This is a genomic window from Alphaproteobacteria bacterium, assembly GCA_019635875.1.
GTDB lineage: Bacteria > Pseudomonadota > Alphaproteobacteria > Reyranellales > Reyranellaceae > JAFAZJ01.
This window is the reverse complement of record JAHBYP010000005.1, coordinates 225,800-242,879: the sequence shown is the minus strand read 5'-3', so window position 1 is coordinate 242,879 and position 17,080 is coordinate 225,800. Positions and strand designations below refer to the sequence as shown.

The 17,080-nt window shown below is 69.3% G+C and carries 11 protein-coding genes and 1 pseudogene; 5 read left to right on the top strand and 7 right to left on the bottom strand.

The window, feature by feature from the left end; genetic code table 11:
• Positions 1-52: 52 nt before the first annotated feature.
• Both KF889_19150 and KF889_19145 read right to left on the bottom strand, forming a co-directional pair.
• On the bottom strand, positions 53-649 hold the full coding sequence (locus KF889_19150; protein ID MBX3501564.1) for an alkylhydroperoxidase domain protein: 597 nt from the start codon (positions 647-649) through the stop codon (positions 53-55).
• Between the two features lie 14 nt (positions 650-663).
• Entirely contained in the window at positions 664-1,269 is a 606-nt protein-coding gene (locus tag KF889_19145; GenBank protein MBX3501563.1) for a CMD domain protein, read from the bottom strand.
• Between the two features lie 482 nt (positions 1,270-1,751).
• Here KF889_19145 and KF889_19140 point away from each other — a divergent pair, with 482 nt between their 5' ends.
• The 3 genes from KF889_19140 (at position 1,752) to KF889_19130 (ending at position 11,664) form a co-directional block, all read left to right on the top strand.
• Positions 1,752-8,906, top strand: a complete 7,155-nt coding sequence (locus KF889_19140) for a filamentous hemagglutinin N-terminal domain-containing protein (protein MBX3501562.1) — start codon at positions 1,752-1,754, stop codon at positions 8,904-8,906.
• 97 nt (positions 8,907-9,003) lie between these two features.
• Positions 9,004-9,723 carry a hypothetical protein gene (locus KF889_19135; GenBank protein ID MBX3501561.1) on the top strand — a complete coding sequence of 240 codons (720 nt, stop codon included), beginning with the start codon at positions 9,004-9,006 and terminating at the stop codon, positions 9,721-9,723.
• A gap of 312 nt (positions 9,724-10,035) precedes the next feature.
• Positions 10,036-11,664, top strand: coding sequence for a ShlB/FhaC/HecB family hemolysin secretion/activation protein (locus KF889_19130; protein MBX3501560.1), 1,629 nt, complete (start codon positions 10,036-10,038; stop codon positions 11,662-11,664).
• A gap of 135 nt (positions 11,665-11,799) precedes the next feature.
• Here the strand turns inward: KF889_19130 and KF889_19125 are convergent, their stop codons facing one another.
• Complete coding sequence (locus KF889_19125; protein ID MBX3501559.1) at positions 11,800-12,834, bottom strand: putative FMN-dependent luciferase-like monooxygenase; 1,035 nt, start codon at positions 12,832-12,834, stop codon at positions 11,800-11,802.
• A 45-nt stretch (positions 12,835-12,879) separates the two neighbouring features.
• Positions 12,880-13,263: a hypothetical protein gene (locus tag KF889_19120; protein ID MBX3501558.1), complete on the bottom strand. Its 384-nt coding sequence runs from the start codon at positions 13,261-13,263 to the stop codon at positions 12,880-12,882.
• A gap of 70 nt (positions 13,264-13,333) precedes the next feature.
• On the opposite strand from KF889_19120, the gene KF889_19115 reads away from it, so the two are divergent.
• Positions 13,334-13,873: a TetR family transcriptional regulator gene (locus tag KF889_19115; GenBank protein MBX3501557.1), complete on the top strand. Its 540-nt coding sequence runs from the start codon at positions 13,334-13,336 to the stop codon at positions 13,871-13,873.
• A gap of 96 nt (positions 13,874-13,969) precedes the next feature.
• Here the strand turns inward: KF889_19115 and KF889_19110 are convergent.
• Positions 13,970-14,726 (bottom strand): annotated as a pseudogene (locus KF889_19110) (SDR family oxidoreductase).
• A 78-nt stretch (positions 14,727-14,804) separates the two neighbouring features.
• On the opposite strand from KF889_19110, the gene KF889_19105 reads away from it, so the two are divergent.
• Positions 14,805-15,230, top strand: coding sequence for a hypothetical protein (locus tag KF889_19105; protein ID MBX3501556.1), 426 nt, complete (start codon positions 14,805-14,807; stop codon positions 15,228-15,230).
• 40 nt (positions 15,231-15,270) lie between these two features.
• On the opposite strand, the gene KF889_19100 is transcribed toward KF889_19105, so the two are convergent.
• Positions 15,271-16,062, bottom strand: a complete 792-nt coding sequence (locus KF889_19100; GenBank protein ID MBX3501555.1) for a carbohydrate ABC transporter permease — start codon at positions 16,060-16,062, stop codon at positions 15,271-15,273.
• A 22-nt stretch (positions 16,063-16,084) separates the two neighbouring features.
• Positions 16,085-16,963 (bottom strand): sugar ABC transporter permease, encoded by an 879-nt coding sequence (locus KF889_19095; GenBank protein ID MBX3501554.1) that lies wholly within the window; start codon positions 16,961-16,963, stop codon positions 16,085-16,087.
• Positions 16,964-17,080 lie beyond the last annotated feature (117 nt).

Genomic DNA, 17,080 nt, shown 5'->3' with positions numbered 1-17,080 from the left:
ACATCCCCCTTCCGCCCTTCGGGCACCTTCCCCCTCCGGGGGAAGGTAATGATCAGCGCGCCGGCTCGCCCAGCGACAGCATCAGGCGGTTGGCCCAGTTGAAGAACGACGCGGCCTGCACGACGTCGGCGATGGCGAGGTCGTCGAGGCCGGCGGCGCGCAGGCGATCGACATGCGTGGCGTCGAACGCCATCGGGATCGACGTCAGCGCCACCGAGGCGGCGACGATGGCGCTCCAGCGCTCGTCGAGCGCCGCCCCGGTGCCCTCGGCGAGCAGGCGGTCGACGTCCTCGACGCGCTTGGAATAGGTCGCGGCGAAGCGCGCATGCACCGAGGCGCAGTAGATGCAGCCGTTGAGCCGCGACGTCGCGGCGGCGGCGAGCTCGCGTTCGGCGCGCGGCAGGCCGGCATCGGTGCTGTAGAAGATGTCCTTGTCGGTGCGGGTGCGCGCGCCCAGCACGTCGGGATCGCGCGCCAGCAGGCGGAAATAGGCCGACTTGGCGCGCGCGGCGTCGACCAGGCCCGCCATGTGGCGCGGCGTCAGCTCGGCTTCGGCCAGCGGCTCGAGCCAGGGCAGCCAGTCGAGCATGTCGCGGGTGAAGGCGAGCGGCGGGGTGTGGCCGGTGGGCGTCAGCGTCTTGTCGGTCATGGCGTCCTGCGCGATCAGGCGGGTCGGCCGGCCAGCACGCGCAGGCCGGCGACGACGCGGATCTGGAAGGAGAGGAACGAGACGAGCTGCGAGATTACGACGATGTCGGTCGTGCTCCAGCCGGCGTCGAGCATCGCCTGCAGCGAGGCCGGCGCGGCGTCGCGCGGATGCAGCACCAGCATGTGCACGTGCTCCAGCGCTGCCGCCAGTCGCGCGCCCAGCTCGGCGCGCGCGCCCTCGGCGACGCGGTGGACCGGCCCGGCCTGGTCCTCGGCGCTGAGCGGCCCCGCCGGGTAGCTGCCATAGGGGCCGACGGCTCGGGCGGCGGCGACCTGCGCGGCGATCGCGGCGCTGAGCCTGTCGGACGCGCCCGAGGATCGCAGCCCCTCGGCGTAGAACGCGCCGGTCTGGGGCTCGCCGTGCAGGCCGGCGACGAAGGCGGCGATGGCGAAGCGCTCCGGCAGGCTCACCCCGCCGGGATCCCCGGGCACCAGCAGGCCGTCGTAGCTCGCCTGCGCGTGCCGGCGCGCCTCCGGCCGCCGCGCGCGGATCGCGTCCAGCGGCGTGCCGGGCATGATGCCGACCAGGGTGTCGATGACGTCGTGCGGGGTATCGGGCATCGAGGCGGGGTCCGTTGCTGACACGCGGGTTGGCTGGCGAAGCCGGTCCCCGCCAGCAGACAGGCCGGGGACCGAATGGTCAAGAAACGCCGGCGTGCGCCAGGGCAATCCCGAGGGGGACTTGAGAGATCACGTTAACTTCGTCGCGCTAGCATCACGATCAACTACCATACTCTCTGGTAGTTAAAGTAATTCCATAAGATACATCGTGTCGCAATGTGTCATTCGACACTTGTTCTTTGGAAGCGGGCACGGCACGGTGATATATAAGTCTTGTCTTGAGGCGCGATTTTTGTCGGTCCATTGAACGTCAAAGTAATGATCCAGGAAATATTCGAAAGCTGATTGTCGCGCCCGTCTCGGGGGAATCGGGTGGTTCGGGGGAAGCAATGAACAGCAGGGTCAAGGCCTGCCGGCGCTCCGCGAGGCGCGCCGCGCAGCAGGTTCGTGCGTGCGCGCCGGCGTGGAGGCCCCGTGACTGGATGGGTGGCCAGGTTTCGCTGCTCGCGCTGGCCGTCGGACTGGGGCTGGTCGCGGTCCAGGCGCGCGCCCAGACGCTGCCGACCAATGGCACCGTGGTGTCGGGATCGGCGAGCATCACGCAGCCCGGCGCCGGCCAGATGACGATCACGCAGTCGACTGATCGCGGCGTCATCAACTGGCAGTCCTTCTCGATCGGATCGGGCGCCGCCGTCACCTTCCAGCAGCCCTCGGCCTCGTCGGCGACGCTCAACCGCGTCACCGGCGGCATGACCTCGACCATCGCCGGCAGCCTCACGGCCAACGGCCAGGTGTTCCTGGTCAATCCCAACGGTATCCAGATCACGCCCACCGGCACGGTGCGCACCGGCAGCTTCGTCGCCTCGACGCTCGACATCCGCACCGACGACTTCATGGCGCGCAACCTGACCTTCCAGGGCGGCGGCGCCTCGGCCGGGGTGGTCAACCAGGGCACCATCGAGGTGGTGCAGGGCGGCACCGTCGCGCTGATCGGCGGCCGCGTCGTCAACGACGGTTCGATCGTCGCCGATGGCGGCCGGGTCGGGCTGGCGGCGGCCGAGCGCGTCGTCGTCGACATGCAGGGCGACGGCTTCCTGCAAGTCTCGATTCCCACCGCCGATGCCGATCGCGCCACCGCGCTGATCAGCCATGCCGGCCGCATCCGGGCCAATGGCGGGCGCGTCGAGATGCGCGCCGCCACCACCGCCGACGTGGCGCGCAACGCCATCAACGTACCGGGCACGATCGAGGCGCGCACCGTGGCGCGCACCTCGGGCGGCGTGGTGGTGTTCGGCGACGCGCCGACGCCGGCCGGCGCCACGGTCGAGCGCGGCCGCGTCACCATCGACGGCGGCGCGGGCGGCGCCGTGCAGGTCGCCGGCCGTATCACCGCCAGCGGCGGCACGGCGCGCGCGGGCGGCGCGGTGTCGATCGCCGGCACCTCGGTGGCGCTCGCCGGCATGGTCGACGTCTCCGGCGCCAGCGGCGGCGCGATGAGCGCGGCGGCGACCGGCACGCTCAGCCTGACCGGCACGGTCGATGCGCGCGGCCTGGCCGGCGCCGGCGGCACGGTGCTCTACAATGCCGCCGCGCTGGTGGCGTCGGCGAGCAGCGTCACCGACGTGAGCGCCACGACCTTCGGCGGCGCGATCAGCGCCGACGGTGGTCTGTCGCTCAACGTCTCCGGCACCTGGCTGGCCGATGGCGGCGCCAATGGCGGCCGCATCGACCTGACGGCCGACGACGTGCGCGTGACCTCGGCACTCCTGTCGGCGACCGGCGGCGACAGCGGCGGCCTGATCCGCATCGGCGGCGCCTTCCAGGGCGGCGCCGAGCGCGAGAATTCGCCCGAGCTCGAGGCGACGTTCGTGACGCGCTGGGCCGATGCCCCCGACATGCGCAACGCCACCGAGACGCGGGTCTACGGCACGACGACGATCGACGTCTCCGGCGGGGCCACGGGTGGCACCGCCGTTGTGTGGGCCAATGGCGCGACGTGGATGGCCGGCACGGTCAATGCCGGCGGCCCGATCTCGGCGGGCTCGATCGAGATTTCGGGCAAGGAGAACCTCGCCTATATCGACCTGACGACCTTGACTCTCGGCGCCGGCGGACACCTGCTGCTGGATCCGAAGAACATTACGATCGCCGCCGGTAGCGGCGACCCAATCGCAGCCAATGACGAGTTCGGCGAGAACGGCACAAAGTCTGTCAGCATCAAAGCAGGCAATCTAGAAACGCTTCTCAATGCCGGCACGGATGTCACTTTGCAGGCCAACAACGACATCACCGTCAGCAAAGGCTGGACGACCAACAACGGTGGCGGCGCTGGCGGCGATATAACCTTGGAGGCAGGCCGTAGCGTCACCTTCGCATCCGGCGTTTCGATTACCACCGACGACGGCAGCTTCACCGTCATCGCCAACACGAACAACGCCAGCCTTGTCGCCGCTCAACGAGACGCCGGCGCCGCCCTGATCGACATGCGTGGCCTGACGCTCAACGCGGGCACGGGCGCGGTCTCGATCACGATGAGCTCGGGAACGACCACCGGCGACATCCGCCTTGGTGTCGTCAGCAGTTCCGGCTCGATCACCGTGGCCGCCGCCTCGACATCGAACTTGGTCGAGCTGAACGGAAATCTGACCACGGGCGGCAGCATCGTCCTGCCGGACCGCAACCTCGTGGTCCGCGCCAACAGCGTGCTCACCAGCGGCGCCGGCAAGAGCGTCACCTGGACCGGCGAGGCGACCAGGACCATTCTCGGCGCGGCGGGCGGCGAGACGATTCGCTTCGTCGAAGGGACCACCGTGACCCGCATCGGCGTCATGGACACCGCCGATGCCGCGCGGCTCGTGCTCGGCCCGACATCGGCATCGCGCATCTACGGCGACGCCAATCCGGATGTCGGCGTGCCGGCGCTGACCTCGGGCGCGCTGCGCGGGGCCGACACGCTGTCGAGCCTGCTGGTCGCGGGCTCGACCGCCGTCAACTATCCCGGCGGCACGCCGACGGCGACGAGCAATGTGGGGGACTACGCCTACACGGTGAGCGCCACCGGCTCGACCGCCTTCGCGGCCGGAAAGACGGGCTATTTCCTGACGACCAGCACGGTCAACGGCACGCTGAGCGTCACCGCGCGCCCGATCACGGTCACCGCCGATCCCAAGACCAAGGTCTATGGCGACGCCGATCCGGCGCTGACCTACCAGATCACCTCGGGCAGCCTGGTCGGCGCCGACACGCTGAGCGGCGCGCTGACGCGCACGCCTGGCGAGACGGTGGCGGGCGGGCCCTACGCGATCCTGCAGGGCACCCTGGCGGCCAGCTCGAACTACGCCCTGACCTATGTCGGCGGCGATCTGACCATCACGGCGCGTCCGGTGACGGTGACCGCGGATGCCAAGACCAAGGTCTACGGCGACGCCGATCCGGCGCTGACCTTCACCACCAGCAGCCTCGGCACCGGCACGGCGATCGTCGGCGCGCTCGACCGGGCGCCGGGCGAGACGGTGGCCGGCGGTCCCTACGCGATCCTGCAAGGCACGATCACCAACGCCAACAACCCGAACTACGTCATCACCTATGTCGGTGCTGACCTCAGCATCACGGCCCGTCCGGTGACGGTGACCGCCGATGCCAAGACGAGGGTCTATGGAGATGCCGACCCGGCGCTGACCTTCACCACGAGCAGTCTGGGTGCCGGTACGGCGATCGTGGGCGCGCTCGACCGGGCGCCTGGCGAGACGGTGGCCGGCGGTCCGTACGCGATCCTGCAAGGCACGATCACCAACGCCAACAACCCGAACTACGTCATCACCTATGTTGGTGCGGACCTGAGCATCACCGCTCGGCCGGTGACGGTGACGGCGGATGCGAAGACCAAGATATATGGCGATGCCGACCCGGCGTTGACCTTCACGACCAGCAGCCTGGGCAGCGGCACGGCGATCGTCGGCGCGCTCGACCGGGCGCCCGGCGAGACAGTGGCGGGTGGCCCGTACGCGATCCTCCAGGGCACGATCACCAACGCCAACAACCCGAACTACGTCATCACCTATGTCGGTGCTGACCTCAGCATCACGGCTCGTCCGGTGACGGTGACCGCCGATGCCAAGACGAAGGTCTATGGCGACGCCGACCCGGCGTTGACCTTCACCACCAGCAGCCTCGGCACCGGCACGGCAATCGTCGGCGCGCTGGATCGAGTGGCCGGCGAAACCGTCGCGGGTGGTCCCTACGCGATCCTCCAGGGCACGATCACCAACGCCAACAATCCGAACTACATCATCACCTATGTCGGCGCCGACCTCAGCATCACCGCGCGACCGGTGACCGTGACGGCGGATGCGAAGACAAAGGTCTATGGCGACGCCGACCCGGCACTGACATTCACCACGAGCAGCCTGGGCACCGGCACGGCGATCGTCGGCGCCCTCGACCGGGCGCCGGGCGAGACGGTCGCGGGTGGCCCGTACGCGATCCTGCAAGGGACGGTGACCAACGCCAACAACCCGAACTACGTCATCACCTATGTCGGTGCGGATCTGACGGTGACGGCTCGTCCGGTGACGGTGACCGCCGATGCGAAGACCAAGGTGTACGGCGATGCCGATCCAGCACTGACCTTCACCACCAGCAGCCTCGGCACCGGCACGGCGATCGTCGGGTCGCTAGACCGGGTGGCCGGTGAGACAGTGGCGGGTGGCCCGTACGCGATCCTGCAAGGCACGATCACCAACGCCAACAATCCGAACTACGTCATCACCTATGTCGGCGCGGACCTCAGCATCACCGCGCGACCGGTGACCGTGACGGCGGATGCGAAGACAAAGGTCTATGGCGACGCCGACCCGGCGCTGACCTTCACGACAAGCAGCCTGGGTTCGGGCACGGCGATCGTCGGCGCGCTCGACCGAGTGGCAGGGGAGACGGTGGCCGGTGGTCCGTACGCGATCCTCCAAGGCACGATCACCAACGCCAACAATCCGAACTACGTCATCACCTATGTGGGCGCGGACCTCAGCATCACAGCTCGTCCCGTGACGGTGACGGCAGATGCCAAGACCAAGGTCTATGGCGACGCTGATCCGGCGCTGACGTTCACCACGAGCAGCCTCGGCACCGGCACGGCAATCGTCGGGTCGCTAGACCGGGTGGCCGGCGAGACGGTGGCGGGCGGTCCGTACGCGATCCTTCAGGGCACGATCACCAACGCCAACAACCCGAACTACGTGATCACCTATGTCGGTGCGGATCTGAGCATCACTGCGCGTCCCGTGACCGTGACAGCGGATGCCCAGACCAAGGTCTATGGCGACGCTGATCCGGCGCTGACGTTCACCACGAGCAGCCTCGGCACCGGCGTCGCGATCGTCGGCGCGCTGGATCGTACGCCCGGCGAGACGGTCGCCGGTGGCCCGTATGCCATCCTTCAGGGCACGATCACCAACGCCAACAATCCCAACTACGTCATCACCTATGTCGGCGCCGACCTGACGGTTACCGCGCGACCGGTGACGGTGACCGCCGATGCCAAGACCAAGGTCTACGGCGATGCCGACCCGGCGCTGACGTTCACCACGAGCAGCCTGGGCTCCGGCACGGCGATCGTCGGCGCGTTGGATCGTACGCCCGGCGAGACGGTCGCCGGTGGCCCGTACGCGATCCTGCAAGGCACGATCACCAACGCCAACAATCCCAACTACTTGATCACCTATGTCGGTGCCGATCTGACCATCACCGCGCGACCGGTGACGGTGACGGCGGATGCGAAGACCAAGGTCTACGGCGATGCCGATCCGCCGCTGACCTTCACCACCAGCAGCCTCGGTTCAGGCACGGCCATCGTCGGGTCGCTCGACCGGGTGGTCGGCGAAACGGTGGCGGGTGGCCCGTACGCGATCCTGCAAGGGACGGTGACCAACGCCAACAACCCGAACTACGTGATCACCTATGTCGGCGCGGACCTGACGATCACCGCGCGTCCGATCACGGTGACGGCCGATGCAAAGACCAAGGTCTACGGCGACGGCGATCCGGCGCTGACCTACCAGGTCACGTCGGGCAGCCTGGTCGGTCTCGACACGCTGAGCGGCGCGCTGACGCGCACGGCGGGCGAGACGGTGGCCGGTGGTCCCTATGCGATCCTTCAGGGCACGATCACCAACGCCAACAATCCGAACTACGCCATCACCTATGTCGGCGCCGATCTGAGCATCACCGCCCGACCAGTGACGGTGACGGCCGATGCCAAGACCAAGGTGTACGGCGACGCCGACCCTGCGCTGACGTTCACGACCAGCAGCCTGGGCACCGGCACGGCAATCGTCGGGTCGCTCGACCGGGTGTCCGGCGAGACGGTCGCGGGTGGCCCGTATGCGATCCTGCAAGGCACGGTGACCAACGCCAACAACCCGAACTACGTCATCACCTATGTCGGCGCCGATCTGAGCATCACCGCGCGATCGGTGACGGTGACCGCCGACGCGAAGACGAAGGTGTATGGCGACGCCGACCCGGCGCTGAGCTTCACCACCAGCAGCCTGGGTACCGGCACAGCGATCGTCGGCGCGCTCGACCGGGTGGCGGGCGAGACGGTGGCCGGTGGTCCCTACGCGATCCTGCAAGGCACGATCACCAACGCCAACAACCCGAACTACGTCATCACCTATGTCGGTGCGGATCTGACGGTGACGGCGCGACCGGTGACGGTGACCGCGGATGCCAAGACCAAGGTCTACGGCGACGCCGATCCGGCGCTGACCTTCACGACCAGCAGCCTGGGCAGCGGCACGGCGATCGTCGGCGCGCTGGATCGAGCACCGGGCGAGACCGTCGCGGGCGGTCCGTACGCGATCCTGCAAGGCACGATCACCAACGCCAACAATCCGAACTACGTCATCACCTATGTCGGGGCGGATCTGACGGTGACGGCGCGGCCGGTGACGGTGACGGCCGACGCGAAGACCAGGGTCTACGGCGATGCCGACCCGGCATTGACCTTCACCACCAGCAGCCTGGGCAGCGGCACGGCGATCGTCGGCGCGCTGGATCGCGCGCCGGGCGAGACGGTGACGGGCGGGCCGTACTCGATCCTGCAAGGCACGGTGACCAACGCCAACAACCCGAACTACGTCATCACCTATGTCGGCGCGGATCTGACGATCACGCCGCGGCCGATCACGGTGACGGCGGATTCGCACACCAAGGTCGAGCTGCTGCCCGATCCGGCCTTCACCTGGCAGCTGACCTCGGGGACGGTGGTGTTCGGCGACCTGCCGACCGGCGTCCTGACGCGCGATCCGGGCGATACGCCTGGCACTTACGCCATCACGCAGGGCAGCTTCACCTACGGGGCGAACTACGCGCTGACCTTCGTCAACGGCCAGCTGACGATCACGCCGCGGCCGACCAACCCGCTGCCCGCCATTGCCGGCGGCACGCCGGGCGATGGCGGCAACGGCGTGCTGGGCGGGCTGTACGCGCCGTCCGGTGGCGGCACGGTCAGGTCGGGCATCTTCCGCGACATCGACGAGAGCGGGGTGGCGGACCCCGACGCGCCAGTCCGTCAGACCTCGGCCGCCTGCCTGATCAGTCCGGCCGGCACGTTGATCTGCCCGCAGACGACGCCGTAAGAACACAGCCTCGACCCCCGGGTTGATCGACCCGGGGTTCGGGCGCATCACTGTCGCTCGACCGGGCGCAGGTCGCGTACCGGAGGAGGAAACGCCTGTGTTTTCCAAAGTCAGCATCTCGGGCGTGATCGCGGCGAGCGTAGTGATCGCCGGATGGGCGATGGGCTCGGCGGCGTGGGCCCAGGCGCCTGCGCCGGCGCCCGGCACCACGGCGGCGCCGCCCGCCGCACCGGGGCCGAGCAAGGCGGCCTACGAGGTCGCGGGCTTTCGCGGCGCGCGTTTCGGCATGGACGAGGCCCAGGTGAGGGCCGCCATCCAGGGCGATTTCCAGGCCAAGCCGGAGGCCATCCGGCTGGTGCCCAACGCCATGGAGCGCACCACGGCGCTGATCGTGTCGCTGCCGACGCTGGATCCCGGCCCCGGCCCGGCCAGCGTGGTCTACATCCTCGGCTACCAGACCAAGAAGCTGATCCAGGTCAACCTAGTGTGGTCGCAGAACGCCGCGGCGGACAAGACCGACGGCGGCCCCTTCCTGGTGGCCGGCGTCCAGCTTGCCAACTACTTCAACGGCTTCGCCTGGCGCGACGGCAAGGTGAGCATGGGAGTCCCGGCAGGCCCGAACACGCTGCTGCTGTTCGCGGCGGAGGATGCCAAGACCGGCGCCGTGCAGGTGATCGTCGACGGCGTCACGCTGGAGAACAAGGGCGGCAAGGTCGAGACCAAGCCGCAGAGGCCGGGCAGCCTCAGCCTGCGGGTGTCCTACATCGCCGACCGTCTGAAGCCGGACATCTTCAAGCTGGAGCCGGGCAAGTTCTAGAGCGACGAACGAAAAGGCGGAATCGCACGTCTTTGGGAGCGCCGGCGTCCCGCCGGCTCATGATGGCGGCGCAAGGCGCCGCCTGCCGGCGGGACGCCGGCGCTCCCAGGAAGACGGCTGAGTTCGTTTTGACGCTCGATGCGCTGGCGGACGCCCCAGTAGACGGATTCACTGGGTCAGCGCATAGTTGGTCAGCCCCAGCACCCTGAACAAAGAAGTATGAACCGCGTCCGGCCCCTCGTCCTTCTGACCCTCCTCGCATCGCTTCCCCTGGCGGGTGCCCTCGGGCAGACACCCTCGCCGGGCCAGCTCGTGCCGCCGCCCGGCCAGCGCCCCGACGTGCCGGCGCCCGGCGCGATCTCGATCCCGCAATCCGTCCCGGCGGCGGTGCCGCCCGGCGCCGCCACGGTCGAGCTCGTCGTCGGCGGCATCCGGGTCGACGGCGAATTCCTCGAGCTCGATGCGGCCACCCGGGCCGAGATCGACGGCGCCGCCGGCAAGCGGATGCGCATCGCCGACGTCTATGCGATTGCCGCCAGCGTCGAGCGCTATTACGGGTCGCAGGGCTATTTCCTCGCCAGGGTGGTGATCCCGCCGCAGCAGGTGCGCGACGGCGGCACGCTGGTCTTCCGCGTCGTCGACGGCTTCATCGAGGCGATCGACGTGTCGTCCGTGCCGTCCGCGATCCGCGGCCGGGTCGAGGGCGTGGTCTCGGAGCTGGTCGGCAGGCGGCAGCTGCGCCTGCCGCTGCTCGAGCGCAAGCTGCTGCTGGCCGGCGACACGCCCGGTGCGACGCTGCGCTCGACCATCGTGCCCGGCCGCGATGTCGGCGGCGTGCGCCTGGTGCTGAGCGGCGAGCACCGGCTGGTCGAGGGCGAGATCGGCTTCGACAACGCGCTGTCGGCCGAGCTGGGCATCGTGACGGTGACGACCAGCCTGGCGGTCAATTCGCCGCTCGGCTTCGGCGAGCAGGTCTATGCCAGCGTCGGCGGTCCGCCGCGCCATGGCTTCATCGGCTCCGACAGCGCGCGGCGCTTCGGCGTGATCGGCGCCATGGTGCCGCTGGGCTTCGACGGCTTGCTGCTGAACCTCGAGGGTGTCGGCTCGACGACCAGGCCGCTCGTCGCGCCCGGCACCCTGCAGACCGAGAGCGACTATTGGCGCTTCTCGGTGCGCCTGCTGTATCCGTGGATCCGCACCCGCCAGGAGAATCTGAGCCTGCGCCTGGGCTTCGAGGTCATCAACGAGAACCAGCGGGCGCCGGGCTTCGCCACGACGCTGTACGAGGACCGCATCCGCCCGCTGCGCGCCGGCGTCACCTGGGCGCGGCAGTTCGACACCGGCACCACCATCACCCTGGCCGGCGACCTCTCGCGCGGCCTGGGCATCTTCGGCAGCCGCGGCCGCAATGACGCCACCGTGGCGCAGCCGATCTCACGCGCGGCGGCCGACGACGATTTCACCAAGGGCGAGATCCGCGCCCGCGTCCACCAGCGGCTGTTCCAGGGCCTCGCCGTCGAGGGCAGCTTCCACGGCCAGTACGCGTTCAACGGATCGCTGGTGAACGCCGAGCAGTTCACGCTCGGCGGCCCGCGTCGGCTCAGCGCCTACGACCAGTCGACCTTCGCCGGCGATCACGGCTGGCTCGGCCGGTTGGAGCTGCAGTATTCCGAGCTGTTCGACGTCGGCAAGATGCGCGTGCTGCTGACACCCTACGGCTTCGCCTCGCGCGGCGTGGTCTACCTCGACAGCCCGACGGCGACCGAATTTTCCAGCACCGGCGCCACTTCGGTCGGGCTCGGCGTGCGCAGCGTGATGTCGAACTTCCTGACGGTCGCGCGCGAGGGCGAGCTCGGCTTCGAGGTCGCGCGGCAGATTTCCGATCGGGGGGGCGCGCTCGACACCTGGCGCATCAACGTCAACGGCGCGCTCAGATTCTGAGCCGCGTGCGGCCACTCAAACGCACCTGTCATTCCGAGCGCAGCGAGGGATCCAGGCAGCTTCCCTGGATCCCTCGCTGCGCTCGGGATGACAGGGTGGCGCAAATTGCGTGCGTGTCGCTCCAGACCGCAGCCGTCAGGCCACGCGGCGCTCTTGCGATGCCGCGCCGCGCACCCAGCCGAGCGCCGGCGCCACCACCTCGGCGACCAGCTCGATCGAGCGCAGGATCCACGGATGCGGCGGGTCGATGGAATGGACCTGCACGGTGAGATCCGTCGAGCGGCTGAGCGTGTCGTCGGCCTTCAGCGATTCGATCACCTCCTCGGGTGTGCCGACATGGGCGTCGAAGGCTGTGATCAGATCGCCGACCAGACGGCCGCCCGACAGATCGCCGGTCTCGGCCAGGCGGTGGCGCAGGCGGGCCAGGCCGGTCTCGGCGAAGCGCAGCGACTCGGCGCGATCATCGCCGACATAGACCGAGCGCGAGGCGAGGATGCGCGGCTCGCGGCCGGGCGGCAGGGCCGCGAGATAGGCGTCGATCATCGGGTTCTGGATGTCGGCGAGCGAGGCGCGCGGCTGGCCCGGCGTGCGCGGCTGGGTGCGCGAGAGCATCAGCCCGTCGCCGGCCAGGCCGGCGCGGCGCGCGCCCTCGACGGTGAAGGTCGCCTGCCAGATGCGCTCGACCAGCGTCGGGCTGGCGGGATAGAGCCGGTCGCCGCCCGCGAGCTGGCCGCCCGACCACGCCGTGCGCAGCACATCGAGATGGGCGGAGAAGAGCTTGTGCCGCTGGGCGGCCTCGAGACCGAAGGCGGTGAAGGCGGTGAGGTTGCCGCCCGGCCCGACGCCCAGCTCCAGCCGGTGCCCGCACATCAGATCGAGCACGGCGGCGTCCTCGGCGACGCGGATCGGCAGCTCCAGCGGCAGGGTCACGATGCCGGTGCCCAGGCGGATGGTCCTGGTGTGCGCCGCGACATGGGCGAGGAACACCATGGGCGCCGGCAGGCCGCCTTCGCCCTCGTGGAAATGGTGCTGGGCGATCCAGGCGGAATCGAAACCGCAACGCTCGGCATGGACGATCTGCTCGGTGCAGAGGCGATAGCGTTCGGCGGCGGTCGCCTCGTCGAGAAGGCGGGAGAAGAAGCCCAGACGCTTGATCGGAAAGACTGTCATGCCCCATCGTAGACCGGCGTGCGCCGGTCTGGAAACGGCGTCGATTCAGCCGCTGACACCGAAGGCGATGAGCCCGAGCGCCAGTGCCAGCAGCATCCAGCCGGGATGCCGCCCGCGCGTGCCCCAGAAATTGCCCAGCACGCCGAACAGATAGAGGCTGCCGACGAAGAGCCCGGTCGCCAGCCTCAGGTCGCGCTCGAGCCACAGCGCGGCGGCGATCAGGGCGAGGCCGCCCAGGAACCAGGCGACGGTGCTGAAATGCAGCAGCACCGGCACGAGCCGCCTGATCGGCCGGCCGATGCGCGGGTTGGCCCCGAGAGCCGCCGCGATCGGCCGCACCATCAGCCGCTGGGTCAGCACGCCGTGCACCACGGCGACGGTGCCGCCGATCAGCCCGGCCATCGCCAGGGCGGTGGTTTGCCAGCTCATGACCATACACCTCTGTATGGATAATGGGCCGCAAGCTGGCGCGAATCAATACACAAGTGTATGGTGCGACATGGACGACCGCCTGACTAGGCCGGACTGGATCAAGCACGGGCTCGACACGCTGACCGCCCGGGGTGCCCCAGCGCTGAAGGTCGGCGCGATGGCTGAGGCGCTGGGCGTGTCGCGCGGCAGCTTCTACTGGCATTTCCGCGACATCGGCGATTTCCGCGCGCAGCTGCTGCAGGCCTGGCGCGAGCGCGGCACCGACCGGGTGATCCGCGACCTGGAAGCGGGCAAAGGCGGGCCGGATCGCCTGAGGCGGCTCATGCGCGGCGCCTTCGGGCAGCGGCGCGGGCTGGACGAGGCCATCCGCGCCTGGGCGGCGCAGGATCGCGATGTCGCCGCCGCCGTCGCGACGGTCGACGCGCGGCGCATCACCTATATCGCCCGCATGCTCGCCGCGTCGGGCGTCGAGGCCCGCGCGGCGCGTTCGCGCGCGACCTTCATGTACTGGGCCTATCTCGGCCGCAGCATCGTCATGGATCGGCGCCGCGCGACGCTGCCGGCACCCGCGATCGACGCGATCGCCGACCTGTTCGAGAGACGCTAGCGCGAGGTCGCAGCACGCCGCTTTCCTCTCATTCCGAGCGCAGCGAGGGATCCAGGCCCTCGCTGGATTCCTCGCCGCGCTCGGAATGACAACGCGCTAGATCACGTAGCCGCCGCCGGCGGCGTCGAGGATGGCGCCGGTGATGAAGGATGCCTCGTCCGACAGCAGCCAGAGGATGGCCTCGGCGATTTCGCCGGGCCGGCCGACGCGGCGCATCGGGATCGAAGCCTCGATACCGGCGCGGAAGGTCTGGTCGTTCAATCGCGCCTCGGTCATCTCGGTCAGCACCATGCCCGGGCGGATCGCGTTCACCCGGATGCCCTCGTCGGCGACCTCGCGGCCAAAGGCCTTGGTGAAGGAATCGACCGCGCCTTTGCTCGCCGCGTAGGCAGACGCGCCGGGCCGGCCGCCCAACGTCGCGGCCATCGACGAGACGTTGACGATCGCGCCGCCCTGGCCGCCGTGCCTGCTCGACATGCGCTTAGCCGCCTCGCGGCAACACAGCATCAGGCCAGTGACGTTGACGGCGAACAGCCGCGCCAGCGCCGCCGCATCGTAGGCCGCGACGCGCGCGCCGTCACCGCCCAGCGCGGCGCTGTTGACGAGGTGGGTGATCGGGCCCAGCGCGCGCGCTCGCCTCGAACAGCCGCACGATGTCGTCCTCGCGTGCCATGTCGGCGGGCAGCGCCACCGCGTGACCGCCGGCGCGCGCGATCTCGGCCGCCAGCGCCCGGGCCTGCTCGGCGCGCGAGCGGTAGTTGACCACCACACGATAGCCGCGTGCGGCGGCGCGACGCGCCGTCTCGGCGCCGATGCCGCTGGCGCCGCCGGTGATCAGCAGGTTCTTCGTCATGTCATGATTCCTTGCCTTGCGAAGGGCATCGCCGATGCCATCTGTGTGGGGGAGTCGTGTGAGCGAGGGAGGGACGCGATGGAGCGTGACAATGTGACGAAAGTCTACGAGTCGATGCAAACCATGCTGCAGCCGATGGCACCGAACGCCGAGGCCGCGAAGGGCCGCGCCTGCGAGTTCTGGCGCGGCCAGGACAAGGTCCTCGACAGCATGCAGGCCTTCGCCGGCGGCTGGTTCGAGCGACGGCATGCCGGAACGCGCGCGGCGCTGGAGGCCACGCAGCGCATCTATGCGGCGAAGACGCCGCTCGACGCGGCGCGCGAGTACCAGGATTGGCTCAGTGGATCGCTGCAGCGCATGGCGGCCGACAGTGTCGCCCTGCAGCGCGAGCTGATGGAGATCGCCGAGGCCGTGATCGCCGCGCCGCCGGTGCCGGCGATGACCACGCCGTCCCAGCCCGTGGGGATTGCGCCGGCGCCCGACGCAAGGCAGGCGGCCGAGTGATCGCGCGACGCCGGGCCGGTTCGCGCGATCCGGCCCGGCGTCAGCCCTTCAGCGCGCCGCCGGTCAGGCCGTGCACCAGGTATTTGCGCACGACGAAGGAGAACACCAGCACCGGCAGCATGATCATGGTGCCGCCGGCGGCGATGCGGCCCCATTCCCAGCCCTCGTAGTTCATGAAGTTCACCACCGCCACCGGCGCGGTCATCGCCTCGGTGCGCGTCAGGATCAGGGCGAAGAAGAAATCGTTCCAGGCGAACAGGAAGCAGAGGATCGCCGTGGCCGCCAGGCCGGGGCCGGAGAGCGGCAGGATGATGCGCCAGAAGCCCTGCCACATCGTGGCGCCGTCGATCCACGCGGCCTCCTCCAGCGCACGCGGCAGCTGGTCGTAGAACGGCCGCATCATCCAGATCACCAGCGACAGGTTGAAGGTGAGGTAGATGATGACCAGGCCGGGCAGCGTGTCGAGCAGCTCGAGATGGCGGTAGACCAGGAAGTAGGGGATGGTGAAGGCGATCGGCGGCGCCATGCGGCTGGCGAGGATCCACAGCGTGATCGCGCCGCCGCCGCGCGAGGTCCAGCGCGACAGCGCGTAGGCCGCCGGCACGCCGATCAGCAGCGACAGGAAGGTCGTGGCGACGCTGACCACCAGGCTGTTGGTGAAGGAGCCGCGGAACTCCGAGGTCCACAGATGGGCGTAGTTGTCGAGCGTCGCCTCGAACAGCAGCCGCGGCGGGAAGCGGAAGATCTCGGCGTTGGTCTTGAACGACATCACCAGCAGCCACAGGAAGGGCGCCAGCGCCAGCAGCGCCAGCAGCACGGCCAGTGCCTGCATCAGCAGGCGGTTGCGGCGCGTCCTAGTCGACACGGGCGCCCCACCCGACGACGCGCACGATCAGCCAGGAAAGCGCCACCGAGGCGGCGAGCAGGGCGACGGTGATGGCGCTGGAGAAGCCGAGATAGGAGAAGTTGAAGGCCTGCAGGTAGGAATAGTAGTTGGTGACCTCGGTGACGTTGCCCGGCCCACCGTCGGTCAGGATGAAGATCAGCGGAAAGGCCTTGATCGAGTCGATCAGCCGGAACAGCCCGGCGACCAGCAGCACGCCCTGCAGGAAGGGCAGGGTGACGTAGAAGGTCAGCTGCAGCGGCGAGGCGCCGTCGACCTTGGCGGCGTCGAGGATCTCCTGCGGCATCATCTGCAGCGCGGCCAGCACCATCAGCATGGTGAACGGGAACCACTCCCAGGTGTCGGCGATGATGATCGCGGTCAGCGCCCAGTCCGGATCGGTGATCAGCGCCGGCACGTTCCAGCCGATGGCGCGGAAGATGCCGTGCATCGGGCTGATGTCGGGCGTGTAGATCACCTTCCAGATGATCGCCACGACGATCGGCGGCAGCACCATGGGGATCAGGAACACCGTGCGCAGCGCCTCGATCAGGCCCGAGCGCATGTTGAGGAGCAGCGCCAGCAGCAGCCCGATCAGCAGCTGCAGGGTCACGGTCCAGAACGAGAGCTTGGCCTGGACCCACAGCGAATGGTGCAGGCGCGTGTCGGCCAGGATCTGGCGATAGCTCTCGAACGGCTGCGAGAAGTTCCACTGCGTCTCGGGGCGGGTGAGGTTGAGCTGGGTGAAGCTGGTGATCAGCAGGTAGAGCGAGGGCAGCAGCGTGATCAGCGCCAGCACCGCCAGCGAGGGCGCCACGCACCAGACGAAGAAGCGGTGCTGGCCCTTCATCTACCTTCCCCCGGAGGGGGAAGGTGGCGCGCAGCGCCGGATGGGGGATGTCGAAGACGAACGCAGGAGTCCGTCTTCGACATCCCCCTTCCGCCCTTCGGGCAACTTCCCCCTCCG

Coding starts and splice junctions, on each gene's coding strand:
- KF889_19095 (MBX3501554.1), bottom strand. CDS start 16,963: ATGAAGGGCCAGCACCGCTTCTTCGTCTGGTGCGTGGCGCCCTCGCTG.
- KF889_19145 (MBX3501563.1), bottom strand. CDS start 1,269: ATGCCCGATACCCCGCACGACGTCATCGACACCCTGGTCGGCATCATG.
- KF889_19105 (MBX3501556.1), top strand. CDS start 14,805: ATGGAGCGTGACAATGTGACGAAAGTCTACGAGTCGATGCAAACCATG.
- KF889_19150 (MBX3501564.1), bottom strand. CDS start 649: ATGACCGACAAGACGCTGACGCCCACCGGCCACACCCCGCCGCTCGCC.
- KF889_19115 (MBX3501557.1), top strand. CDS start 13,334: ATGGACGACCGCCTGACTAGGCCGGACTGGATCAAGCACGGGCTCGAC.
- KF889_19140 (MBX3501562.1), top strand. CDS start 1,752: ATGGGTGGCCAGGTTTCGCTGCTCGCGCTGGCCGTCGGACTGGGGCTG.
- KF889_19125 (MBX3501559.1), bottom strand. CDS start 12,834: ATGACAGTCTTTCCGATCAAGCGTCTGGGCTTCTTCTCCCGCCTTCTC.
- KF889_19100 (MBX3501555.1), bottom strand. CDS start 16,062: ATGCAGGCACTGGCCGTGCTGCTGGCGCTGCTGGCGCTGGCGCCCTTC.
- KF889_19120 (MBX3501558.1), bottom strand. CDS start 13,263: ATGAGCTGGCAAACCACCGCCCTGGCGATGGCCGGGCTGATCGGCGGC.